The sequence below is a fragment of the Flavobacterium hydrophilum genome, assembly GCF_003202405.1.
Lineage (GTDB): Bacteria > Bacteroidota > Bacteroidia > Flavobacteriales > Flavobacteriaceae > Flavobacterium > Flavobacterium hydrophilum.
This window is the reverse complement of record NZ_QJHL01000006.1, coordinates 1-26,031: the sequence shown is the minus strand read 5'-3', so window position 1 is coordinate 26,031 and position 26,031 is coordinate 1. Positions and strand designations below refer to the sequence as shown.

General features: G+C 34.4%; 23 protein-coding genes and 2 tRNA genes. 18 read left to right on the top strand and 7 right to left on the bottom strand.

Annotation, left to right across the window (positions count from 1 at the left end; genetic code table 11):
• Positions 1-239: 239 nt before the first annotated feature.
• The 17 genes from DMB68_RS20065 (at position 240) to DMB68_RS19985 (ending at position 16,425) form a co-directional block, all read left to right on the top strand.
• Positions 240-1,811: a glycoside hydrolase family 10 protein gene (locus DMB68_RS20065; protein WP_110348422.1), complete on the top strand. Its 1,572-nt coding sequence runs from the start codon at positions 240-242 to the stop codon at positions 1,809-1,811.
• Complete coding sequence (locus DMB68_RS20060) at positions 1,798-3,069, top strand: MFS transporter (RefSeq protein WP_110348421.1); 1,272 nt, start codon at positions 1,798-1,800, stop codon at positions 3,067-3,069. The genes DMB68_RS20065 and DMB68_RS20060 overlap by 14 nt, the downstream gene beginning before the upstream one ends.
• Before the next feature lie 21 nt (positions 3,070-3,090).
• The gene (locus DMB68_RS20055) at positions 3,091-3,432 is read left to right on the top strand and encodes a tetratricopeptide repeat protein (RefSeq protein WP_110348420.1); all 342 of its coding nucleotides are present in this window, start codon (positions 3,091-3,093) and stop codon (positions 3,430-3,432) included.
• Positions 3,433-3,443: 11 nt separating this feature from the next.
• The gene (locus DMB68_RS20050) at positions 3,444-3,893 is read left to right on the top strand and encodes a GNAT family N-acetyltransferase (protein WP_110348419.1); all 450 of its coding nucleotides are present in this window, start codon (positions 3,444-3,446) and stop codon (positions 3,891-3,893) included.
• A 2-nt stretch (positions 3,894-3,895) separates the two neighbouring features.
• A complete protein-coding gene (locus DMB68_RS20045) occupies positions 3,896-5,509 on the top strand; it encodes a glycoside hydrolase family 3 protein (protein WP_110348418.1) in 1,614 nt (537 codons plus the stop codon).
• Between the two features lie 125 nt (positions 5,510-5,634).
• A complete protein-coding gene (locus tag DMB68_RS20040; RefSeq protein ID WP_053471125.1) occupies positions 5,635-6,273 on the top strand; it encodes a peroxiredoxin in 639 nt (212 codons plus the stop codon).
• Positions 6,274-6,439: 166 nt separating this feature from the next.
• Positions 6,440-6,748 (top strand): thioredoxin family protein, encoded by a 309-nt coding sequence (locus tag DMB68_RS20035; RefSeq protein WP_110348417.1) that lies wholly within the window; start codon positions 6,440-6,442, stop codon positions 6,746-6,748.
• Positions 6,749-6,856: 108 nt separating this feature from the next.
• The gene (locus tag DMB68_RS20030; protein WP_008462029.1) at positions 6,857-7,114 is read left to right on the top strand and encodes a DUF6952 family protein; all 258 of its coding nucleotides are present in this window, start codon (positions 6,857-6,859) and stop codon (positions 7,112-7,114) included.
• Positions 7,115-7,658: 544 nt separating this feature from the next.
• Positions 7,659-8,156, top strand: a complete 498-nt coding sequence (gene tpx, locus DMB68_RS20025) for a thiol peroxidase (RefSeq protein ID WP_110348416.1) — start codon at positions 7,659-7,661, stop codon at positions 8,154-8,156.
• 9 nt (positions 8,157-8,165) lie between these two features.
• Positions 8,166-8,540, top strand: a complete 375-nt coding sequence (locus tag DMB68_RS20020) for a diacylglycerol kinase (protein ID WP_110348415.1) — start codon at positions 8,166-8,168, stop codon at positions 8,538-8,540.
• A 20-nt stretch (positions 8,541-8,560) separates the two neighbouring features.
• Positions 8,561-11,017, top strand: coding sequence for a DNA translocase FtsK (locus DMB68_RS20015; RefSeq protein WP_110348414.1), 2,457 nt, complete (start codon positions 8,561-8,563; stop codon positions 11,015-11,017).
• A 7-nt stretch (positions 11,018-11,024) separates the two neighbouring features.
• Positions 11,025-11,717 carry a LolA family protein gene (locus DMB68_RS20010; protein ID WP_110348583.1) on the top strand — a complete coding sequence of 231 codons (693 nt, stop codon included), beginning with the start codon at positions 11,025-11,027 and terminating at the stop codon, positions 11,715-11,717.
• Between the two features lie 9 nt (positions 11,718-11,726).
• Entirely contained in the window at positions 11,727-13,181 is a 1,455-nt protein-coding gene (locus DMB68_RS20005) for an LptF/LptG family permease (RefSeq protein WP_110348413.1), read from the top strand.
• A gap of 2 nt (positions 13,182-13,183) precedes the next feature.
• Positions 13,184-14,314, top strand: coding sequence for a 3,4-dihydroxy-2-butanone-4-phosphate synthase (ribB, locus tag DMB68_RS20000; RefSeq protein ID WP_165830177.1), 1,131 nt, complete (start codon positions 13,184-13,186; stop codon positions 14,312-14,314).
• Position 14,315: 1 nt separating this feature from the next.
• Positions 14,316-14,714 carry an acyl-CoA thioesterase gene (locus tag DMB68_RS19995; protein WP_110306815.1) on the top strand — a complete coding sequence of 133 codons (399 nt, stop codon included), beginning with the start codon at positions 14,316-14,318 and terminating at the stop codon, positions 14,712-14,714.
• A 138-nt stretch (positions 14,715-14,852) separates the two neighbouring features.
• Positions 14,853-14,940 (top strand) — tRNA-Ser (locus DMB68_RS19990).
• 261 nt (positions 14,941-15,201) lie between these two features.
• Positions 15,202-16,425: a site-specific integrase gene (locus DMB68_RS19985; protein ID WP_110348411.1), complete on the top strand. Its 1,224-nt coding sequence runs from the start codon at positions 15,202-15,204 to the stop codon at positions 16,423-16,425.
• 1,133 nt (positions 16,426-17,558) lie between these two features.
• Here the strand turns inward: DMB68_RS19985 and DMB68_RS19970 are convergent.
• From DMB68_RS19970 to DMB68_RS19960, 4 genes are all read right to left on the bottom strand, one after another.
• A complete protein-coding gene (locus DMB68_RS19970; RefSeq protein ID WP_110348410.1) occupies positions 17,559-18,638 on the bottom strand; it encodes a Fic family protein in 1,080 nt (359 codons plus the stop codon).
• A gap of 182 nt (positions 18,639-18,820) precedes the next feature.
• Entirely contained in the window at positions 18,821-18,982 is a 162-nt protein-coding gene (locus DMB68_RS23425) for a hypothetical protein (protein ID WP_165830176.1), read from the bottom strand.
• 136 nt (positions 18,983-19,118) lie between these two features.
• Positions 19,119-19,802, bottom strand: a complete 684-nt coding sequence (locus DMB68_RS19965) for a hypothetical protein (RefSeq protein WP_110348409.1) — start codon at positions 19,800-19,802, stop codon at positions 19,119-19,121.
• Between the two features lie 186 nt (positions 19,803-19,988).
• Positions 19,989-20,678 carry a HEPN domain-containing protein gene (locus DMB68_RS19960; RefSeq protein ID WP_110348408.1) on the bottom strand — a complete coding sequence of 230 codons (690 nt, stop codon included), beginning with the start codon at positions 20,676-20,678 and terminating at the stop codon, positions 19,989-19,991.
• Positions 20,679-20,971: 293 nt separating this feature from the next.
• On the opposite strand from DMB68_RS19960, the gene DMB68_RS19955 reads away from it, so the two are divergent.
• Positions 20,972-21,056: transfer RNA gene (locus DMB68_RS19955), tRNA-Ser, on the top strand.
• Positions 21,057-21,305: 249 nt separating this feature from the next.
• Here the strand turns inward: DMB68_RS19955 and DMB68_RS19950 are convergent.
• From DMB68_RS19950 to DMB68_RS19940, 3 genes are all read right to left on the bottom strand, one after another.
• Positions 21,306-23,309: an OmpA family protein gene (locus tag DMB68_RS19950; protein ID WP_110348407.1), complete on the bottom strand. Its 2,004-nt coding sequence runs from the start codon at positions 23,307-23,309 to the stop codon at positions 21,306-21,308.
• A gap of 12 nt (positions 23,310-23,321) precedes the next feature.
• A complete protein-coding gene (locus DMB68_RS19945; protein ID WP_110348406.1) occupies positions 23,322-24,233 on the bottom strand; it encodes a PorP/SprF family type IX secretion system membrane protein in 912 nt (303 codons plus the stop codon).
• 55 nt (positions 24,234-24,288) lie between these two features.
• Positions 24,289-26,031 (bottom strand): T9SS type B sorting domain-containing protein (locus DMB68_RS19940; protein ID WP_133249535.1); only part of this gene is annotated, 1,743 nt, incomplete at its 5' end.

Here is a 26,031-nt window from a genome sequence, read left to right as displayed (position 1 = left end):
TATTTTTAATCGGAGTTCAGTAAACTTCGTTTGTAGCGGAAAGCGGGACGATACTCACAGGAAAAGCCTAATCGTTCTGCTTCAAAAATGAATAATCAAATTCAGTTACAAACTAATCGTATAAAAAGCCAAAAGAATTACATGAAAACCAAATAAATAGCGTTTAAATTATAATTTCTGAATTATTTACGATAGTCCGTTAAAAAAACTATTTTTGGTTTCTGTTAAAAAAGATTGAAATGCATAAAAATCAGCACCTAATATTCTCTATTCTATTTTTATTTTTCTTTGGATTGAAAGTCAATTCGCAGGAAAAGGCCAAACATCCTAAAAACGAATTTAGAGGGGTCTGGATTGCAACTGTAGTAAACATTGACTGGCCAAAAACAGCGATTGATAACGTTGAAAAAGAAAAAGCAGATTATATCGAGATTTTAGAGGCTTACAAAAAACTGAATTACAATGCCGTAATCGTTCAGATTAGAAGCGTTGGTGATGCTTTTTATCCAACGGAACTGGCGCCTTGGTCAAGGTTTTTAACTGGTAAAGAAGGACAGGCTCCGAGTCCGTATTATGATGCATTGGCCTGGATGATTGAGCAGGCACACGAAAAAGGTTTTGAATTTCATGCCTGGATGAACCCATACCGTGCGACTTTCGATTTAAATAAACAGCAATTAAGCCCTAATCACGATATTTTCAAACATCCGGAATGGATGATTGAATATGGTGGAAAACTATATTACGATCCTGCTTTGCCGGAAGTTCAGTCGCATTTAACCAAAGTGGTGAAAGAGGTTGTTGACAAATACGACATCGACGCGATTCACTTTGATGATTATTTTTATCCGTATGCTGTTCCCGGAAAAGTATTTAACGACACAGCATCCTACAAAAAATACGGAAGCGGTCTGTCACTTGCCGACTGGAGACGTGCCAATGTGAGCAATTTTGTACACACGATTTCTACTACTATAAAAGCCAGCAAACCGTGGGTGCAATTCGGAATCAGTCCGTTTGGGGTTTGGCGAAATAAATCGGTAGACCCAAAAGGTTCCGAGACACAATCAACTTCAAATTATGACGATTTATATGCAGATCCGGTTTTATGGATGGACCAGAAATGGATTGATTACATTCTGCCACAACTCTATTGGAGCATGAACAATCGTGTTGCCAATTACTCAAAATTAGTAAAATGGTGGTCTGAGAACTCAAACAATACAGCCATTTACATCGGTCACGCATCCTATAAAATTAGAGGAGACAGTGATAAAAGCTGGAATTTCATGTCAGAAATCCCGAATCAGATCGATTATTTGAGAAATTTCAAAAACGTAAGCGGAAGTGCTTATTTCAGTGCGAAATGGTTCATGGACAAAAACTTTGATATTGTTCGGCATTTAGAAGAAAATCAATATTTGTATCCGGCACTTCCACCTGCAGTTCCTAATTTAAAACGTGTTATTATAGATACACCGATTGTAACTGAGTACGGAAAAGACAGCCTGCGTTATACCTTTAACATCAAATCGCCTTTAAACACAAAAGTGCGATATATAGTGGTTTACGGAGCAGAACATATTTCGAAAATCGATATTACTGATCCCAGACAAATCGTTGAAAAAGTAGTAGTATGCCAAAATACAGGAACAATTTCTTTTTCGATTCAAGCCGCAAAAATGAATCAGTATAAAGCTTGTGCTGTGACATTTATTGACTATTTTGCAAACGAAAGTACACCAACTATTATCGACTTAAAAAAGACATTTAAAATCTATTCCCCAGCACAACCTGATGAAAACAGATAACACTCCCTGGTCTTGGATCCCACTTCTTAATTTCGCTTCCGGATTGCCTTATGCCGTCATCATTTCGGTTTCGGTAATTATGTACAAAAATTTAGGGATTTCCAATGAAGATATTGGTGTTTACACCAGTTTATTGTATTTACCATGGGTTATAAAACCGCTTTGGAGTCCTTTTATTGAACTGAACGGAACCAAAAGAAAATGGTTTTTATCGATGCAGTTACTCATTTCTATTGCATTTTTACTGGTTGGCTTTACGATTCCGACAAACGGATTTTTCATGATGAGTTTAGCAATATTTTGGGTAGCGGCTTTTGCTTCAGCTTCAAATGATATTGCCAGCGATGGTTTTTATTTATTGGCATTAAAAAAAGAACAGCAATCTTTTTTTCTCGGCATCAGAAGTACTTTTTACCGACTTTCACTTTTAGCCGGAAATGGGTTAATCGTTTTGTTTGCAGGCTATTTGGAACACAAATACGGTGACAATACAAAAGCCTGGTCGTACACCATGATTGCAGTTGGTTTATTGATGACATTAATTACAATTTACAATTTCATTTTTACACCTAAAACTGAAATTAATGCTGTAGAAAATAAAGAAGCACATCATAATCAAAACTTCGCAACTGTATTTGCCAGTTTCTTCAAAAAAAAACAAATCGGATTGGTATTGGCTTTTATTCTGGTTTTCAGATTAGGAGAATCGCAGCTGCTTAAAATGCTAAGTCCTTTTTTACTGGACGGAAAAGAAATAGGCGGAATGGGATTAGACACGGAAGCTGTTGGAATAATTTATGGAACTTTTGGCGTTGGTGCTTTAACTTTAGGCGGAATTTTAGGCGGAATTGCGATTTCGAAACAAGGACTTACCAAATGGATGTTGCCAATGTTTCTTGCGATGCATTTACCAATAATTGGTTTCATTTTATTAGCATTTTTTCACCCAACATCAATTTATTACATTTATGCTGTTGTGATCTTAGAACAATTCGGATATGGTTTTGGTTTCACCGCTTTCATGATGTTTTTAATACATGTTGCCGAAGGAGAATCAAAAACAGCACATTATGCACTGGCAACCGGCTTTATGGCTATGGGAATGATGCTTCCGGGCATGTTGAGCGGTTATATACAACACTATTTAGGTTATCAAAATTTCTTTATTTGGGTTTTGATAGCTACAATTCCAGGTCTTATTTTATCACGTTTTTTAATATTCCCGAAGGATTTCGGAAAAAAATCAGAAGAAGTTTAACCCCAAATCAAACTTTTACCTATGGAAATCAATGAAAATTTGCAGGCCGAACGCAACCTGAAAGGAGCTGAGTTCGAAAAAACCGGAAATCTTGAAAAAGCAATTGAACTGTATGAGGAAAACGTCTCGGAAAACTTTAAAGGAAATCATCCTTATGACAGATTGGCCAACATTTACAAAAACCAACTGGATCTTGACAATGAAATTCGGGTTTTAGAAAAAGCAATTATTGTGTACGAAGAAATCACAATCCAAGACCGCTTGGAAGGACTCCCAAAACTCTTTCGCTTCAAAAACCGACTGGAAAAAGCAATTGAAACCAAAAAGCAATTAGCTAAACAAAAAAAGGCAAAATTGAAATAAAGTACTTTATCATGAATGCGTTAAAACGAACCAACTCAGACGATATTGATTTTATAAATCTGGTTGTTTTATTGGATCAGGATTTAGCGATTAGAGATGGCGAAGATCATGCGTTTTATAATCAATATAATAAAATCGATAAAATAAAACATACTATCGTTTATTACGAGAACGGAATTCCGGTTGGCTGTGGTGCTTTTCGCGAAAAAGAACCAGGCAAAACAGAAATTAAACGAATGTACGTTCATCCTGATCACAGAAAAAAAGGAATTGCATCGGCAGTTTTGGCAGCACTTGAAATTTGGGCGAAAGAAATTGGTTATGCCTACACCATTCTCGAAACCGGAAAAAACCAGCCCGAAGCCATCAACTTATACCAAAAATTAAATTACACCATAATACCCAATTATCCGCCTTACGAAAAAATGGATAATAGTGTCTGCATGAAAAAGACTTTATAATAATGAAAATGACAGCCGAAGCATTACGACAAAGAATAGGACAATTTTTCTTTCCAGCAGTATTCATCAACGATACCGAAGAAAACATTCAGGAAACCGAACGCCTTATCAAAGACTATAATATTGGCGGATTGACTTTTTTTCACAGTCGTGCAAGTGCTGCAACCAACTACGAAAGCAAGCAAAAAATTGTTTTTAATGACGACAGTTACGAAAAAATCAAAGCGCTGATTGTTCGTTATCAAAAAGCAGCTTCTACCCCACTTTTAATTAGTATTGATGCCGAATGGGGTCTGGCAATGCGTATCGAAAAAACACCACAATATCCGTACGCAATCACACTTGGTGCTCTGCCTGAAAACAATTCAAAGCTGATTTACGAAGTTGGAAAACAAATCGGATTGGATTTAAAAGCAGCCGGAATTCATTATAATTTATCGCCTTTGGCTGATATTAATAATAATCCGAATAATCCGGTTATTGGATATCGCTCTTTTGGTGAAAACAAAGAAAAAGTAGCCCATTTTGCGGTTGAATATTTAAAAGGAATGTCCGAGGTTGGCATTTTAGGCTGTTTAAAACATTTTCCCGGACACGGAAATACTAACGTGGATTCACACTTGGGATTACCAGTTTTAAAAGAAACTTTAGAAGAATTATTAGAAAATGAATTATATCCGTTCATCAAAGGAATTGAAAATAATGTTGATTCGATTATGATTGGACATTTAGCTGTTCCGAGTTTAAATGACGGAAAAGATACTTCGGCAACTTTATCAAAACCGATTATTCAGGATCTTTTGCGCGAGAAATTAGGTTATGACGGTTTAGTAATTTCTGATGCTTTAAATATGCACAGCGTTTCTAAATTGTACGAAACTAAAGGACAATTAGAATGGGAAGCTTTCAACGCCGGAAACGATATTTTATGCTTCGCCGAAAATGTTCCGGAAGGAATTGAAGCCATCTTTAAAAACGCTTCTCCGGACCGTATTTTTGAAAGCTATGAAAGAATTAGAAAAGCAAAAGAAAAAGTAGGATTGTTTTCGAATGAAACTTTTGCTTCTGGTGAATTGAATTTCGAAAATGCTTCTAAATTAAATCTTGAAATCGCTCAGAATTGCATCACAAAAATCATAGACAACGGAATTTCAGATTTAGCCGTTAAAGCTTGTAAAAACAACACATTAGCCAAGCTTAGTTTATATAAAAATACAGAAAACACATTTTTAAAAACTTTAAATACAACATTACCTTCACCAGAATTTGCTTTTGAAAGTTTAGAGGATTCGGATATTTCTTCAATAAAAAAACAATTAGAAAACTTCGAAACCATCATCATTTCATTATTTGTTCCAAAGGCAAAACCCTTGAATAATTTCGAAGTAAATAATGAAGTTTTCGAATTGCTTTCAAATTTATTGGAAACCAAAAAATGCATTGTTTACGTTTTCGGAAATCCGTACGTTTTACCGCTTATTCCGAATCTTAAAAAAGCTTCAGGACTGATTCAGGCGTATCAGGATTTTGAAGAATTTCAAAAAACAGCTGCAAATCAATTTTTAGAGAAAAATACTTTTAAGGGAATTTTACCCGTGAATATTGATATTCAGTAAATTACATTTTTAAATAGTCAAAATTTATCAACTTATAAATTTTTATAATCACATCTTATTATAACTACTTATACTTATGTCCTACTTTTGCACCAGAAATAAATTTTTAACGTAAAACGAATATTATGTCTTTAGTAGGAAAAAAATTCCCAAGTATTGCAGTAGATGCTATCTCAGAAATGGGTGATAACTTAAAAATCAACATCTTTGAAGAAGCAGTAAACAACAACAAAAAAGTACTATTGTTCTGGTATCCAAAAGATTTTACTTTTGTATGTCCAACTGAATTACACGCCTTTCAAGCTGCATTACCAGAATTTGAAAAAAGAAATACTATCGTTATCGGAGCTTCTTGCGACACAAACGAGGTTCACTTTGCATGGTTAAATACTCCAAAAAATAATGGTGGAATCGAAGGTGTTACTTACCCAATCTTAGCAGATACTAACCGTAACTTAGCTAACATTTTAGGTATTTTAGATATCGAATCTACAAGCTACAGCGAAGATACTGATTCAGTTATTATAGAAGGTTCAAATGTAACTTACAGAGCTACTTACCTAATCGACGAAACTGGAAAAATCTTCCACGAAAGTGTTAACGATATGCCATTAGGACGTAACGTAAACGAATACTTAAGAATGGTTGATGCTTACACACACATCCAGACTAAAGGTGAAGTTTGTCCTGCAAACTGGGAAGCTGGTAAAGAAGCTATGTCTGCAGACAGAGTTAGTACTGCTGAATACTTAAGCGCAAACTAATTTGCAATAACAATTTCAATGGCAATTTCAACATTCAATTTGACTTTGCCATTGAAATTCATAATTCTCTTCAAAAACAAACAATAATTTCAATTTGAACTCAAATATCAATCACTTAAAAAATTGATTTTTGACATTGAAATTGATATTTAAATTTCAAAAAACTATGTTAATCGACTTAAACGAAGATACGTTAGCAGATTTAGTTGCTAAAAACGAAAAAGTAGTAGTACAATATTCAGCTTCATGGTGTGGAAATTGCCGTATTATGAAACCAAAATTCAAAAAATTAGCAACAGAAAATGAAGCTATCACTTTTGTTTTGGTTGATGCAGAAAATTCTCCTGAATCAAGAAAATTAGCTAATGTAAGCAATCTGCCTACATTCGCAACCTTCGTAAACGGACAATTAGTTGGTGAAATGCAGACTAACAAACAAGAAGTTTTAATCGATCTTGTAAACGCAATTGCTTAAATTTAGATTAGTTAGACTGGCTTAGATTTTTAGACATCTTAGATGCTGTCTACAAACTTTAAAAAAGTCTAAAAAGTCTAAAGAGTCTAAAATCTAAGAAGTCTAAATATGAAATTACCCGTAATAAAGCATTTAACACAATTCATCGAAGAAAACGACCAGGATTATATCATTGAAACGATCGAAGTTCTGGAAGCGATGACTGAAATTCCTTCACTTAAAGATGAAGAATTAGACGTAATCGGCGAATTGATTTCGAATATGTACGGCGCTCTTGAAGTACAAAAATTGGTTGCCCAGGGAACAGATAAAAAAGAAGCTTTAAATACGTTTATGAAACGTGTTTTAGGTTCTATCGACAAATAGTCGGCCACTTAAAAAAACGAAAAACAACTGAAGAAGCGTTTCTATTTTAGGGACGCTTTTTTTTATTTACAGTATTCAGTCTCAGTTTTCAGGCAATCTTTGTCAGGCTGAGCAGAGTCGAAGCCCCGCAAAGTAAATCGACAAAATCATAATCAATTATCTAATTATCTAATTATTTTGGGCGAGCCACCATCCCGATGAAGGGGCAAACTTTCTTTGAGCATATACGCCCTTTCATCGGGATGCTGTCGGGCTGTCCGCGCTACTTCGGTAGCCTGCTCCCATCCCTCTCGCGGAAAAAAGAAAATAGAGAAAAGATGATAGAATAAAGAGATAGACCAAAATTTTTATCATCCTGAACGAATCGAAGGCTTTAGAACAAAGAACGTCTTCGACTACGCTCAGACTGATATTGAAAATACTAAAATTTACAAATTTTCGTTATCTTAAAACTCACCTAATTGTCATCACAACCCGCAACAAATACTTTTAGATTCAAATATTAATCCTTACTTTTGAACCTCATTTAATTTAAATAAAAAACATGGCTTCAATAACTTTAGGAGGAAATCCTATTCATACTTCAGGGGAATTACCAACAATTGGATCGCAATTAGCTGATTTCAAATTAGTACAAAACGATTTATCAGTAGCTTCATTAAGCAACTTCACCGGTAAAAAATTAGTTTTAAACATCTTCCCAAGTATTGACACAGGAACTTGTGCTACTTCTGTTAGAAAATTCAATGAAAGTGCAAGTAATTTAGACAACACAACTGTTTTATGTATTTCCAGAGATCTGCCATTCGCCCAAAAACGTTTTTGTGGAGCTGAAGGTTTAGAAAATGTAGTAAACTTGTCAGATTTTCAGGAAGGTTCTTTTGGTAAAGCAAACGGTTTAGATATCGTTGACGGACCATTAGCAGGTTTACTTTCAAGAGCTATCATCGTAGTTGATGCAGACGGAAAAGTGGTACATACAGAACAAGTTGCTGAAATTGCTAACGAACCAAATTACGAAGCAGCTTTAGCAGCATTATAATCCCATTAAATGGAATTTCAAAAAGACAATACTTTTGTTAAAGGCCGACTTAAAAGCGTGACATACGCTTTTAAGGGAGCTGTAAAATTAATCAGTACCGAACACAGCGTTATGGTACAGTTTTCTCTTGGAATACTACTGACTATTGCCGGTTTTTATTTTGACATTTCTCATGAAGAATGGCTTTTTCAAATCTTTGCAATTGGTCTTGTATTAAGTGTAGAAGGATTAAATACAGCTGTAGAAAAAGTAGCCGATTTTATTCACCCAAGTTACCACGAGAAAATCGGATTTATTAAAGATATTGCTGCCGGAGCAGTATTTTTTGCCGCAATGACAGCAATAGCAATAGGCTTGATTATTTATATACCAAAATTTATATAGGCAAAACAGGATACGCAAGAATGGCAAAAACAACCAAAAAAGAAACTACAGACAAAAAAAACGAATCAAAAACCGATACTAAAAGGTCCTGGAATTTATCCAAACAACAAAAATTTGTTTTAGGCTGCCTTTTAGTATTATTTTCTATTGCATTATTAGTTGCCTTTATTTCTTTTTATATCAACGGGCAATGGCAGACTGATCAAAGTGCTGTCAGTCATCTGGACGATCGTACTGAAGTGGTGCAAAACTGGCTCGGAAAATTCGGGGCCTATCTTGCCGATTTAATCGTATATAAAGGTTTTGGTATTGCTTCCTTTATTTTTGTACGTCTATTTTTCCTTACAGGATTATTTTTGGCTTTAGAAATGTCAACCAAAAAGCTAAAAAGTACCTGGTTCTGGGATTTATTTGCCATAATAATTGTTTCCATATTATTTGGTTTTTTTGCCACATCAGCCCCTGAACTAGGTGGTATAATTGGGTATGAACTTAACTTATTCCTTCAGGATTATATCGGAAAAACAGGAACTTTACTGACACTGCTTTTCGGATTAATTGTGTATCTGATTTTTAAAATAAAGGTATCTCCTGAAAAAATCCAGTCTTATTTTGATTCCACCAAAAATGAATTAAAATCAGAATTAAACGCTATAAAAACGTCTCCACAACCTGAAAGCGCTTATAATTTAGAAGAATTTGCCATTGAGGAAGAAGATCCTGAATTAGACAATATTCATTTAAAAACCGAAGACACACAATTCGAGATTAACAAAGAGGCATTAAAACCTACGATTTCAAATTCATCAGAAATCGATTTGAATCCGATTTTAAAACCCGTTCAGATGGATATCAATCCAGTGAGCACAACTCCTACAGTGCATCACAACGAAGAATTGGTTATCGAGAAACCTGAAGAAGAAGATATTATCGAAGAAAATCTGGCATCGCGTTTAGTCGCAGATTTCGGATTATTCGACCCAACTTTGGATTTGTCCAATTATAAATTCCCAACCATCGATTTATTAAAAGAATATTCGACCGGCGGAATTACCATTAATCAGGAAGAATTAGAAGAAAATAAAAACAGAATTGTAGATACACTTCGCAATTATAAAATTGAAATTGCACAGATAAAAGCAACAGTTGGACCGTCTGTAACCTTATATGAAATTGTACCGGAAGCGGGAATCAGAATTTCTAAAATTAAGAGTTTAGAAGATGACATTGCACTCTCTTTATCTGCTTTAGGAATTCGTATTATTGCACCAATTCCAGGAAAAGGAACTATCGGTATTGAGGTTCCGAACAAAAACCCCACTATGGTTTCGATGAAAAGCGTTATCGGATCAGCTAAATTTCAGGAAGCTGAAATGGAACTGCCAATTGCTTTAGGAAAAACTATTTCCAACGAAACTTTTGTTGTCGATTTGGCCAAAATGCCTCACCTTTTGATGGCAGGTGCTACAGGACAAGGAAAATCTGTTGGACTGAATGCTGTATTAACTTCGCTTTTATACAAAAAACATCCAGCCGAGGTTAAATTTGTTTTAGTAGATCCGAAAAAAGTAGAGCTTACCCTTTTCAATAAAATTGAAAGACATTACTTAGCGAAACTTCCGGATACAGAAGACGCCATTATTACTGACAATGCCAAAGTAGTCAATACTTTAAATTCTCTTTGTACCGAAATGGACAACCGTTATTCTTTATTAAAAGATGCTATGGTTCGTAACATCAAGGAATACAACGAGAAATTCAAATCAAGAAAATTAAACCCAGAAGCCGGTCACCGATTTCTACCTTACATTGTTTTAGTTGTCGATGAGTTCGCCGATTTGATTATGACTGCCGGTAAGGAAGTTGAGATTCCGATTGCCCGTCTGGCGCAGTTAGCCCGTGCTATTGGTATTCACTTAATTATAGCTACACAAAGACCATCTGTAAATGTAATTACAGGTTTAATCAAAGCCAACTTCCCTGCAAGGATTGCTTTTAGGGTAACCTCAAAAATTGACTCGAGAACTATTCTAGATACTCAAGGTGCCGATCAGTTAATTGGACGTGGAGATTTATTATATACAAACGGTAACGATGTGGTCCGTGTTCAGTGTGCTTTCATTGATACTCCTGAGGTCGAAAAAATTACAGATTTTATTGGTTCACAAAAAGCGTATGCCACAGCTTATTTGCTTCCTGAGTTTGTTGGAGAGGAAACTGGCATTAATCTTGATATGGATATTTCTGAAAGAGATACTTTATTTAGGGAAGCTGCAGAAATCATTGTCAATGCTCAACAAGGTTCAGCTTCATTATTGCAAAGAAAATTAAAATTAGGTTACAACAGAGCTGGCCGTCTGATTGATCAGCTGGAAGCAGCCGGAATTGTCGGGCCTTTTGAAGGCAGTAAAGCCCGAACTGTAAATATCTTAGATTTAAGTTCTCTTGATCAATTTTTTAATAATGAACAAAATTAAACCCATCATGAAAACGAAAATTCAGGAAATCACAAACAATTCTATCATGAAAATGACTAAAAAATCACTTCAAATGGCAATTTTATTGCTTTTGAGTTTTACTTCTGTTCAGGCTCAGGATAAAAAAGCCAAAGATTTATTGAACCAGGTAACAGCCAAAATAAAAAGCTACGACAACATCTCTATTGATTTCAAATATTCTTTAAACAACGCCAAAGAAAATATTAATCAGGACAGCAAAGGAAATGTTATTATGAAAGGAAATCAGTATGTACTGAATTTCATGGGTGTTACTAAAATATTTGATGGTCAAAAAACATACACGATTGTTCCTGAAGATGAAGAAGTTACTATTTCTAAAGTAAACGAAAAGGACGACAATGCTATTACACCTTCCAAAATGCTTACTTTTTTTAACTCGGGGTACAAATACAATATGGATATTGTTCAAAATGTTAAAGGAAGAAAAATTCAATACATCAAATTAGTACCTACTTCCGGAAAAGACCAAAGAAAAGAAATCCTTCTGGGCATCGATGTGCAGACCAAACACATCTATAATTTGATTGAAACAGGAAAAAACGGAACAAAAACAACTTTAACCGTTAATTCTTTTAAAACCAATCAGCCTTTATCAAAAAATCAATTTACCTTTGTGGCGAGTAAATATCCAAAATACTACATCAATAAATTAGATTAAATTACAAGGTTGAAAATTTTAGACAAATACTTACTAAAAACATTTCTGATTACGTTTACTACGGTATTCGTAATCCTTTTTTTTATATTCATACTCCAGACTGTCTGGCTATTTATTTCTGAACTCGCCGGCAAGGATTTGGATTTGATATTGGTTGTCAAGTTCCTTCTTTTTTCCATGCCAAGGATTATTCCGCTTGTTCTGCCCTTATCCGTTTTGTTAGCTTCGATCATGACTTTTGGCAATCTGGCCGAAAACTATGAGTTTGCCGCTATGAAATCTTCGGGCATTTCTCTTCAGCGTGCCATGAGAGTACTGATTATTTTCATCTTTTTATTGAGTATTGTAGCCTTTTGGTTTTCTAATAATGTCATTCCTTTTGCCGAATATAAATTTGTTAATTTCCGAAAAAACATTGCTCAGGCCAAACCTGCCATGGCAATTGCAGAAGGACAATTTAATGATGTCGGCTTCTATAATATCAAGGTCAATAAAAAGTCCGGAGAAAATGGCAACATCTTAACAGGTGTTACCATTCATGAAAAACCCTCGAATATGGGGGAAAACAAAACAGTCATAAAAGCCAAAAACGGAAAATTAGTAAGCAGCGAAAAGTCCAGTATTTTAAAACTGGTCCTTAATGATGGATATTACTATCAGGATGTTACTCCAAAAAAATACGAAGACAGAGCTAAATTGCCTTTTGTAAAAGGAGCCTTTAAAAAGCAAATCATTAATATTGATTTATCAGAATTAAACAAGGTCGATGCTGAAAGCGAAAACATCAACAGCACCAGCAGCATGCTGAATGTAAACGAATTGCGCTACACACTGGATTCCCTAAATAAAAACAGGGACAATGAAGTTGTTTCCTTTACTGAAAATATAAACCAACGGACAGGACTATCGAAATTTGCTGCCGTTGTAAAAGAAAAAAAGAAAAAAAAGCCATTACCCAACGACCTTTTGTCTCTTTATGACACTAAACAAAAAAAGGCTATTTTAGATATGGCGAGCAGTAATATGACCAGCACTATCTATTCTATAGAATCAACTCAACAAGAATTAAAGGATAAACAGCGTGACATCAATAAGCATCTAACAGCACTTTATGAGAAGTTTGTTATTGCTTTTGCCTGCTTTTTAATGTTTTTTATCGGGGCACCTTTAGGAGCAATTATCAGAAAAGGAGGACTGGGTTTACCTATTGTATTTGCGGTTTTAATCTTTATTACTTTCCACTTTATTAATACTTTTGGAAAAAGGCTTTCACAAGAAGGCGGTATGACTCCGTTTATGGGAGCCTGGATGTCTTCGTTTATCTTATCCCCTTTGGCCATTTTACTGACTTACCGTGCCACTAATGATAATGGCTTAGTCAATTTTGATGCGATCACAACACCTGTTCAACAATTATTTCAGAAAATTTCCGAGCGGTTTTTTCCCGCTCAAAAACAACAATAAATATGTCAACAAAAATACAACTCAATACCATTGAAGAAGCTATAGAAGCTATTCGTCAAGGTAAAGTCATCATTGTAGTCGATGATGAGGATCGTGAAAACGAAGGTGATTTTCTGGCTGCCGCCGAAAAAACTACTCCGGAAATGATCAACTTTATGGCTACTCACGGCCGTGGCTTAATTTGTACGCCTCTTACTGAAAGCCGTTGTAAAGAACTTGATTTACGTCCGATGGTGACCAACAATACGGACCATATGGAAACTGCTTTTACCGTTTCTATTGATTTAAAAGGAAACGGGGTTACAACCGGAATTTCTGCCGCTGACAGGGCAAAAACAGTTTTATCATTAGTAGATCCGAATACCAAACCGCATGAATTAGCCCGCCCGGGACATATTTTCCCTTTGGTTGCCAAACAAGGCGGTGTTTTAAGAAGAACAGGCCATACAGAAGCCGCCATCGATTTTGCAAGGCTTGCCGGTTTTAAATCGGCTGGGGTTATTTGTGAAATCTTAAATGAAGACGGAACCATGGCACGTTTGCCACAATTGGTTGAAGTTGCCAAAAAATTCAATTTGAAATTAGTTTCGATAGAAGATTTGGTTGCCTACAGAATGCAGCACGACAGTCTGATCGTTAAAAAAGAAGATTTTGATATCGAAACCCGTTTTGGCACTTTCAGATTAAGAGCTTACGAACAAACAACGAATAAACAAATACATATTGCGTTAACCAAAGGAACGTGGAATTTAGGAGAATCAATCTTAACCCGTATCCATTCTTCACAGGTTAATAATGACTTATTGGGTACTTTAACCAATAATGTCGATCAGCAATTAGATGATATGTTTAAGATCATCAATGAAGACGGTAAAGGTGCGGTTATTTTTATCAATCAGGATATGACTGCTGTGAATCTTTTAAACAGAATCTCTGAGTTGAAAGCCTTACAGGCAGCAGGAACCATGAAAGCGCCTAAAGTGGTGATAGACACTAAAGACTATGGTATCGGTGCCCAAATTTTACATGATCTTGATATTTCAAAAATCAAACTGGTTTCTAATACCCAACAAACCAAACGTGTTGGAATGATTGGTTACGGTCTGGAGATTACAGAATACGTAAACTATTAATATGGGTACTTTAGAAGAAAGAATCATAAAATCAGAAACGCATATTTTCAAGGCTGTTTTTCCGAGTACGACCAACCATTACGACACTTTATTTGGAGGTACGGCACTTCATCTGATGGATGAAGTTGCTTTTATCTGTGCGACACGATTCAGCCGAAAGAAGGTAGTGACTATTTCTACAGGCCAAATTGATTTTAAAAAAGCAATTCCGGCCGGCACTTTAATCGAATTAGTTGCAAAAGTGGATAGTGTTGGAAGAACAAGCTGTAAAATTCATGTTGATATTTTCATGGAGCAAATGTATTCAGAACTTCGCGAAACGGTAGTTTCAGGAACTTTTTCGTTTGTTGCCGTAGATGAAAACAAAAAACCAACGCCGATTTTAGACGATTTAGAATAATTTTTAAAAATTTACACTCTCGTAAACACTGATAATTAGACACTTGAAAATCTATCAAAAAAAGTTCTAAAAAAGTTTCCAAAACCGAAAAAGCGTCTTATATTTGCACTCGCAATCAGTAAATGATGGCAACATACTGGAGAAATGGCAGAGCGGTCGAATGCGGCAGTCTTGAAAACTGTTGACTGTAACAGGTCCGGGGGTTCGAATCCCTCTTTCTCCGCCAGTAGAAGTTTCAGAAGAAACTTTAAAAGTCAAAAGCCTTTAAACACTAGTGTTTAAAGGCTTTTTCGATTTTACAAACTTTTCAAAAAGCACATGTTTTATCAAAGAATGGTTACCCTATTAGTTACCCCATCTTTTTTTGAATCTTTTTTCTCAAAAATGGGTAACTAAAACAAAAGAATTCCCTGGGAATTCCCTGCTGTCAATGGGCTCTCTTAAAATTTTTAATTCAATTTGATTATTAATTTTAAAACTAGATAACATGTTAAAAGTAATTTTTTACCAGAAATCCGACAGAGTAAACAAGAACGGCGAATCTCCAATCTACGCACGATTGAGCTACAATGACAAACAAATTTCAATGTCAACCGGACAAGCCATTTCAAAAGAAAGATGGGCCAGCACTAACAACCTTAGAAACCAGCTTAAAATTGAAAAGGAAATAGTAATTAAAAACCTGCTTGATCTTTTCCAGCTTAATGCAGCCAAAAAATTTACTGAACTTTTCAGAATTGATCCCGACGTCAACCTCCAATTATTAAAAGCTGAACTCACAGGAAAAGTCAAAATCGACCAGCTTGAAGGCCCAACCATAATTGAGATTATGGACAATTACAACTTATTTTTCACCAAAAGAGTTAATTCAGGAGAGCGCGCACCAGCTTCTCTGCAGAAGTACAAAAGGGCAAAAGACCTGCTTTTAAGCTTCATCAGTAGCAACTACAAAAAAGAAGATATGCCAGCATCTGAGCTATCCAGCTCATTCGTCTTTAAACTGGAACAGTTCCTTAAGTATGAAAGCAGTTTTAAAGAGCAGACAGGCATCAAAAACAATTCAGTAGTAAAGTATATGAAAATGTATAAAACTGCCTGCAATTACGCCATTAAAATGGATTTAATCATAAAAAACCCATTCAACATTTATGACGGCAGGCTCAGCGTGAAAGATGCTGTTTTCCTGACCCAGCATGAACTGAACACAATTGAGAATAAAATATTTTCAACCCCCCGTCTGGAAAAAGTTAAGGACATATTTCTTTTCAGCTGCTACACAGGATACGCGCCTATCGATGCCTTGGAACTAACCGAAAGAAACTTATCCGAAGATTCTACTGGAAACTTATGGATTATGACAAGCAGAGCAAAAACTGCCATTAGAGCCAATGTTCCGATACTGCCAACCGTTGAAAATATTATTTCTAAATACAAAAATCAGCAGAAAGGTCTTATTCCGAAAATTTCCAATCAGAAAATGAATGCTTATCTTAAAGAGATTGCAGATGTCTGCGGCATAAACAAACATCTTACATGGTACGTTGCCAGACATACATTTGCCACCACTGTCACTTTAGGGAATGGAGTAAGATTGGAAAATGTATCTGCAATGATGGGACATACCAACACTAAACAAACGCAGCATTATGCAAAAGTTTTGGATGTGAATATAATGGAAGATATGGAGAAATTGAAATCTAAATTTAAGTGACATTCACTTACCAAGAAACTTCTGAATTTAAAGATTCTTAAAGAACTTAAATCCATTTAGAGAAAAAAGCAAGTTAAACGATATCACAAGTTTTGCAGTACATTTTCAATTGCGTCTGCATTGCGGACGCAATTAACATGGACACTAAAAAAGTATATTATTATTGGTTTCTTTAACTGACTGTGTTTACTAATTGAACGGCAGGAAAAGATAGAGTTACAGTACTTGCTTAATAAATATCTTGCAGAAGAAGAGTAGTATCAGTACGAAATTAGATTTCCATACTTCGAATTAAATTGATATCGAAAATTTTACAGAACATTTCCAATTGTGTCCGCACTGCGGACACAATTTAGCTAGAGACAATATAAGCTCCTGCTATCTATTTATAATGAAGAAAAAAGAGAGTCCTATATTGCTGAAAGCCTTAAAAAAAACAAGTGAAATAATGGGCGCCAAAACTAGAATAAGAAATTTAACCACTCTTTTTAATAATCTGCATATCTATCAGAAGTTCTACTTCTATCAGAAACAACAGTTCCTGCATTATCTTTATTATAGCATACTTAACTGAAACAGCACCATCTGGCATAATCTTATATTTATATCAGCATTAAAATCTAATACCAGTACAACATTAAAATTGTTTTTAAAAAGCCTTTTAAAAGCCAGGGAACCCTTCAGTTGAACTTAAGTTCAACTGAAGGGTTCCCTGCTTCAAGCGCTAATCGGCTTGAAGCAAAGATAAATTTTAAATTTGACATATACAACTATATAACTACAAATCAATAAATTAAGAAAGAAATATTGATTTCTATATTTAACATCATATATCTATATAGGTTTCTATACATAACCTTGTATATCTATATAGATTTCTATAGGTTTCTATACATAACTTCATATATCTATATAGATTTCTATAGGTTTCTATACATAACCTCATATATCTATATAGATTTCTATAGGTTTCTATACATAAGCTCGTGTATCTATATAGATTTCTATAGTTTTCTATACATAAACTCATATATCTATTATAGATCTTCATTTACATCTTATATACGAAACTTCATAACTTTAAATATGTATCTATAAACTTTATTTACTTCTATATTTAATCTAAGTTTAGTTTACTTTTTATTTGCATTACTTAGCAGCATATATAATGACGTATTAATGTAGTAAATATCCCTTCCTAACTTATGTTTATCGAGAAGCCCAACCCTAACTAATTCATTAAGGTATCTTGTTGCTGTTACTCTTGTTACATTAAGTTCAGTTTTTACAAATTCAATTTTTGTGTAGGGATGCCTGAATAAATTATTTAATAAATCTTGGCTGTAAATCTTAGGCAAATCATTACGCATTTTATTTTTAAAAGCTAGCATTTCTTTTTTTATTCCATCAATCAAAAGTATCGTTTGCTTAGAAGTCTGTTCGACACCTTCTAGCATAAAAATAATCCAGTCTTCCCAATTATCATTTTCTCTTACATCTTGTAGAAGTCTATAGTAGTCTCCCTTTTTTTCATTGATATATCGACTTAAATACAAAACAGGAATCTTTAAAAGCCCCTGCTTTACCAAATATAGAATATTAATAATACGCCCCGTTCTTCCATTACCATCATAAAAAGGATGAATACTTTCAAACTGATGATGAATAATAGCCATTTTAACAAGCGGATCTAAATCACTTATATCATCGTCATTTATAAATTTTTCTAAATTATTCATCAGTGAAACAATTTCTTCGGGATGCTGAGGCGGAGTATAAACAACCTCGCCTGTCTGATCATTTTTTAGAGCTGTACCGGGAACTTTTCTATACCCTGCTTTATTTTCTTCAAGTTCTGCTTGAATTTCCAGAATATAAGAATTAATTAAGAGTCCATTTTCTTTTACTTTTGCAAATCCATGCTGAAGTGCTTTGGCGTAACTGTAAACTTCTTTTGCTGCCAAAGATTTAAAATCACGAGTATAAATATCGCTCTGATAAAGTTCATCATGTGTAGTAACGATATTTTCAATTGCTGAACTGTCTTTTGCTTCTTGCAGAGATAAAGTATTGATAAGAATACTTTCATTTGGTATTGCATTCGCTGCACCCTTTAATTCAGCTAAAGCTTGATGCGCTTTTGCTGCTTTTTTTAAAATAGCTCTATTTTCAACATCTCGTTCCAGTGGCAATACAGTAAATTTTGTTTCCATAAAATGACTCTTTTCTTTCAATTAATCTATACACTACTCACAGAAATATAGTAATCATAATTTGACCTTTAGTAATTCCTGTTTTTCAAAAGTATCAATAATATAACAATATAAAGATGGAATGGATACCTTTTTTGCTACAAAAAGATAAGGCAGTTTTTAACTATATTACACCATCTAGGTTATGGCGGAGCCTGAAGCTCCTTAATAAAGTTTTTTCTTAGCATACTTTCTAGATTGTAGTTGTATTTCTGATTATAATAGTCTATTTTAAAGTTTCCATTTGCAGCAAAATCAATACCTAAGAAATCTAGTTCTAATGCTTTAAAGGTTATTTTATTCATCAACAGCTACTAGATCATTCTCCAATAACCGCATGTGCTTTAAATTTCATGGACGCTCATGCTTTTATTTTTTTTTCGAAACACATTTACGTATCGATAGTTACTAACTGTTGCTCTACTAAAGCTGAAAATTGATTTATTTCTTTTGCTGCTCTTTTTTATCAATTAACACTTTTACTTCTTCTGATAATTCGTTTCTTCCGTCATATTGAATAGTATCAAAATCTCCTTTTTTGGGATTAAAGGTCATATCAACTTTGGTTATGACACAATTTCCGACCTGTTGAAAAATTTTTATTATTGTTTTTACATCTATTTCATATAAGTATTTGTCTTTGTTTTCATCAGAATTTACAAATATTCCCAATAATTCTTTTTTACCATTCTCATAGATTTCAATTCTTTCCTCTTCAGATATTTTTTCATCATCCATTTTTAGTATGGATTCTTGATCTGTTAAATCAATGATCGGAATAAAAAGATAGCTATGAACAAACTGATTGATAAAAAATTTCAAGTCACGTTTTACAATCTTTGGTTTCTCCAATTCATAGTTATCAAAAAAAGCATATCTATCCATTCTCTTTATTTTTGCGCGTTTACTTATATATATTTTACAGGAAATACTTGTACTGCAAAGTTTGTTAGTCAATTTGTTTGCTTCCATTAATTTCCGGATGATATAAAAACCAACCATGATTTCTTGTTCAAATTTTGCACGCTTTGAATCTGACCAGTTCTTTTTTACCTCAATTTTCTTTGTTATTTTTTCGGATATATTAAGGAGTTCCTTTCTCCAATAATAGCTTTCGTAAATCATCTTTTTGTGTTTTACTTCTAAATTATTTTATATTTTTTGTTACAGCTTCCTAAAACTATTTATTTCACAATATTTACATGCTTTGCTTCAACTCAGCCGTTAACCTGCTCTCAATGAAGACAATCTATACATAAAACTCCGCACGACCACTGTTAAATACCCTGTCATAAACATTCACTCCAGAATTTATAAGTACTGCATATAATCTGGCCCAAACTCTGTAAATTGTGTTATCCGGCCTTCATACTTATTTCTGGTACTTCCGCCTTTTACTACCTTCTCTTCATGAACTGCAGATCCAATGCTGATGTAAATAGAAAACCCGATATCAGTTTTTTCCATAAAATCTTTTTTAGCCTCTTTCTTTAGAACAAAGTTATTGGTATAAAGATGCAGATCACTGCTTTTAACCGCCTTACTATAAAGCGATATAGACTGTCCCCCACTTTGAGTTTTTGATATGAAATTTTCTATAAAGTCAACAGTCCAGTCCAGTTCGCCTATAAATTGATTGATGTAAAAACCCATATAAATTGGATTTTCAATTTTATCGTAGTATCTGATCTTAAATGCATCTCCTAAAATTTCCAAAAAAAGCGGATCAAAGCCTTCAGTTATGTCATTGTTCACTTTTGATAGCAAATTCTTAAGATGCCTGAATTTATCAAAATGAAAATTGTATCTTGCTCTCTCTTCAAGATTAAAAACAATCACCGCTTTTAAATATTTTTCGACCGCAGTGCTTGCAAGAGTAAGCCCCTGAACTATAAAGTGGTTATTAAGCAAGAATCGGGCTGCAATATAATCCCGGTAGGCAAGGTCCATTAGGGCGTACCCATTGAACAGTTTTTCCATGTATGTAATTGATTTCCCCATAAGTAATGCATTTTAACTGATTAACAATTCAAAGCTATTTAAAATGTACGCAAAGATTTTGCGCAGAAAAATAAAATATTATATTTTTTAATTCATCGTAAGAGTGTACTAGCTCAAATTGCAAATGCACTTCAATAAAATTAAACAACAATATACAGAGCTATATACTCCTGAAAGTTTTCTTAGTATTCACTTTAGATAATATTTCTTTACAAATAGTATGAAAAAAATTTCTGCAATCAAAAAAACATTTTATCTTTGCACCCGCAATCAGAAAATGATTGCGTCTTAATGGAGGAATGGCAGAGCGGTCGAATGCGGCAGTCTTGAAAACTGTTGACTGTAACAGGTCCGGGGGTTCGAATCCCTCTTCCTCCGCTTGATGAATTTTCGAGAGAAATTTTCAAAAAACAAAAACCTTTAGATCTCACGATTTAAAGGTTTTTCTGCTTTTACAAAAAACTGTACCTATCGGTTACCTGTTTTAAAAAATGCTGTTTAATGCCCGTATTTACCGGGATCACAATAAAGACTTCGGAGTCTCTTCCTCTGCCAGATGAAATCTGAAAAGTGACTTTTAAAAATCAATACTCCCTAATTTTACTACAGACAATTTATATCTCCTAACTACATACTAATAATGATAAATTCGCTTCGTCTGTTTAACTGATGTTGTTTTTCTGTACATTTTACTCCATCGGCACATTTATTGACTAATTGGGTTTCTCCGTATCCTTTGGCCGTTAATCTACTGGCATCAATTCCTTTCTTAACCAACCAGTTTTTGGTAGATTGTGCTCGTTTTTCTGAGAGAATCATATTATTTGATGCAGATTGACGGCTATCTGTGTGCGAACGAATATCAAGTTTCATTGTTGGATATTGGTTTAAAACATCTACAAGTTTCTTTAATTGAGGTTCTGATACTTTTTTGATTGTCGCCTTACCTAAATCAAAAAAATTCATTGGCAAATGCAGTAATTTTGCCAGATCTACACCTTCTTTTACAGCTTCTGCTTTTATTAACAACTTAACAGGTATTTTTTTTGTTTCAATTTGTTTCGCTACAATTGGTACAAATACTTTTTCCAACAAAATATGTAAAGTAGTATTTCCTGTTCTTTTATTGATGGTTACTGAAACAGTCTTTGTTTCGTACCCATTTTTTGAAATTCTTATGGAGTATTTTTTACCACAATTCACTTTAGGAAACCTGTAATTGCCTTTTTCATCTGAAGAAACTGTTTCTACAAAATTGGATTTTTCGTCGAATAACATAAGCGATGCATTGGCCAGTATTTCGTTTGTTTCAGCATCAGTAACAGTTCCTGCCAAATCTTGTTCGCAGACTAATCTTTTGGTTTCAGTGAATCGATAAATATCATCTAAACCATTCCCATTTTCTCTATTTGACGTAAAGAAGCCACTTCTGCTTTTACTATTAATTACAAAAGCAAAATCATCTTGTTTGCTGTTTACCGGTTTTCCAACATTTTGAACTTCTTCAAAGCTCAAATCTGAATTTATTTTGGAAACAAATATATCCAGTCCTCCCAACCCGGGTCTTCCGTCAGTGGCAAAATACAGTTCATTATCTCCTGAAATAAAGGGAAACGTTTCCCTTCCTTCTGTATTTATTTCACTTCCTAAATTTTCAGGCTTCCCAAATGTTCCATCTTCATTTATACTTACTTTAAACAAGTCCGATTGCCCAAACGTTCCAGGCATATCTGATGCAAAATACAATGTTTTTTCATCCGGGCTTAAAGCAGCATGCGCTACACTATATTGGTCACTATTAAAAGGAAGTTCTGTAACATTCTGCCATTGATCCTGAATTAACGTTGCTTTATAAAGTTTTAAGAGTGTTACTTTCTTTTCGTCATTTCGTCTTTTACCATCTAAATAATTATTTCTGGTAAAATACATTGTTTTCCCATCCTGGGTAAAAACAGGTGTTGATTCATTAAACTTCGAGTTAATATTCTTTTGAAAACGCTCAGGAGTACCAACACTTCCGTCAGGCATTAAAGCTGCAGCATATAAATTTGTAAAAGATCTATTGGTCCATTTGAACGTTTTTTTTGCAACTCCACCTGTATCGCGAGCCGAAGCGAAAACAAGTTTATCATTTAGAATCGTAGTGCCATAATCTGATAAGGCTGAATTTATTCCGGCATCAGCGATTTCAAAACGATTCGAATTGACTTTTATCTCCTCTAAATAATTCTTGTTATTTTCAAATAATATTCCGCGTTTATCAGTGTTTATTTTTTTATTGAACTCGGTTAATATTTCGTCTGCTTTTTTATAATTCCCTGCTGCTTTAAGACATTGGGCATAGCGATAAAGATATTCAGGTTCTTGTTCTGCATTCAAATCAAAAAGCTGATCGTACCATTTTACAGCTTTAGTCAATTCTGCATTAAAATAATAGGCATTACCTAATCGCTGTAGTATTTTTTGGTCTTTATATCCTTTTTCTGCTACTTTTTCATACAACCCGATGGCATCTACAAACTCATATTTGTCATATTTTTTATCAGCATCGACCGTTTCATTTTTTTGTCCGATTGCTGTCAAAGCCACCATAAACAATAAAACTGTATAACTTATTTTTTTAATTATCATAGTAATGAAATATTAGAAGAATCTTGGTGAAGTAATACTTCTGTAACTGTTAAACAAATCAAATCGAAGGAAAACCTCGTGTGAACCTGAATTGAATTTTTGCAATCTTGTTGTTTCATGGTCGTATCCATACCCAATATATAACCCTTCTGTAACCTGAAAACCTGCCATCGCACTTACTGAAGCACTCCAACGATATCCAACTCCTACAACAAATTTATCGTTAAACATAAAATTTCCCGAAACATCCACTTGTAATGGTGCTCCCTGAACCAATTTGGTCAGTAATGCCGGTTTAAATTTGATATATTCCAAATCATCTAAAGTAAATACATAACCGGCTATAAAATAGTAATTTATCCTTTCTTTAAAAATAGCGACATCTTCATTATTATAACGATTGGTCTCAATAAAATTAGGAACTGACAAACCTAAATAGGCTTTATCAGAATGCCAATAAATTCCTGCTCCAATATTTGGAGAGAATTTCCCGTCCATATTTTGAAATTGTGTATCTCCCTGATCTTTTACATCTAATTTGTTGACATCAAGATTAAATAGATTCGCTGTTGCTTTAATTCCAAATGAAAGTTTAAACGATTCTGAGGTATGAATTGTATAAGACAAATCGGTAGAAACAGTAGTTTCATTCGTTGGTCCGATTCTGTCATTTACAACAGAGACTCCTAATCCTAAACTTTCACGATTTAAGGGCGTATTCACAGATAGCGTATTGGTAGTCGGTGCTCCGTCAAGTCCAATCCATTGGGAACGATGCAATCCAAAAATACTTAAGACACCACGGGAACCAGCATAAGCAGGATTAACATTGATAGTATTATACATATATTGTGTATACTGTGAATCTTGCTGAGCAAAACCCAAAGCAGAAAACAATATAAAAACTAAAACTAATTTTTTCATTTTTATAACTTTTATTAAATGACTTACTGCAAATACAGTAAGTCATTTCTTTTTATTAATTGCTTAGATATAAATATCCTGCTGATTCATGCTGCTTTGCATTACTATCTTTATATTTTAAAATATAAAAATAGGTTCCTACAGGTAATTTCTCTGATTGTTTAATTGTTGTTCTTCCTTCTGAAATTCCTTTGAAATTTCCATTACTATTATCATAACGGTCTCTTGAAAATACCAGGACGCCCCAACGATTATAAATCTCAATAGTGTTATCAGGATAACATTCAATGCCTCTAATATTAAGTTCATCATTCAAGTTATCATTATTAGGAGAAACAGCGTTAAACACTTTAATAACACATCCTTCTATGTTTGATACTGTTGGATTATCATCAGCATTATTTTTATCATCTGATTTATCTTCAACAACAACTCCTAATGGACTTTGACCTGTTACAGAAGCCTGATTTGTTACACTTCCATTATTGATGTCACTTTGCGAAATAGAATATGTCGCTGTAAATGTATGCTCATCAGATTCCCCAACTTGTAAACTAATTGGCTGTCCTGATAATACAATTCCTGGCAAATTATCTATAACTTTTATTCCGGACAATGGAACATTTCCTGTATTTGTAATTTTAAAGTTATAGGTAATCGTTTCACCTGCATTTGCATATCCGCTATTATCCTCATCATTAAATGTTGCTGTTTTAATAATTGCAATCGACGGAGCTTCAACAAAAACTTTTAATACAGCAGTAGTACAATTATTTGATGAACTCGCTTTTTCACAAATCTCATAGACCACTTCATAAGTACCTCCTGGAGTATTTGGTAATATATTTACCGTACCATCAGAATTGAATTCAAAATATGTAAATGTTGTTTTCTGTTTAATAGTAACATCTGAAGAATCTACTTTCAATCCATTTCTTAAATCATTATCCAGAACATTTATAAATTCTAATGAACCATTTATTCCATCCGGTGAAGCTTCATCATCATTTGCAATTAAAACAATACTCGTATCGCTAATGGTCGCCGTACCCATCGCTGTTGTATTGGCTGTTGAACCAGCTGTTATTGTACCGGTCAGGGTAAAAGTTTCAGGTGCTTCATTAATCGCATCGATTAGGGTAGGAACACTTACCGTTACATTAGTACTTCCTCCCGGAATAGTTACCGTAGTGTTCACTAATGTGTAATCAAGAGATCCCGCTGTACCGTTTGTGGTAATAACATTAATTACTGTATCTACTGAACTTACTCCGCTAAGACTAACCGTGAATACTGCTGGACTACCCTCACTTACTGTTGGATTTGAAATACTCAGTGTTGGAACTCCATTGCTATCGGTAATAGTTCCTGTTCCACTTACTGTTATATTGCTTGTAGTACCACTAGTTATGGTTCCTGTTAAGGTAAATGTCTCACTAGGCTCATGAATGGCATCGCTCAGTATTGGAATACTCACCGTTGCACTTGTGCTGCCTGCAGGAATAATTACTGTTGTATTAACCGATGTATAATCAAGAGATCCTGCTGTACCGTTTGTAGTGACAACATTAATTACTGTATCTACTGAACTCGGTACATCCAAGCTTACCGTGAATACTGCATTCGTACCTTCTACTGCTGTAGGTGTAGAGATACTTACCGTTGGTACACTCTCGTCATCAGTGATCGTAACGATAGCCTGAGTCGTACTGCCTGCCGTAGCTCCTGTAACATTCGTGATATCGACAATTACTGTTTCGTTTCCTTCGTAAAGCGCATCATCGGCCGGATCAATAGT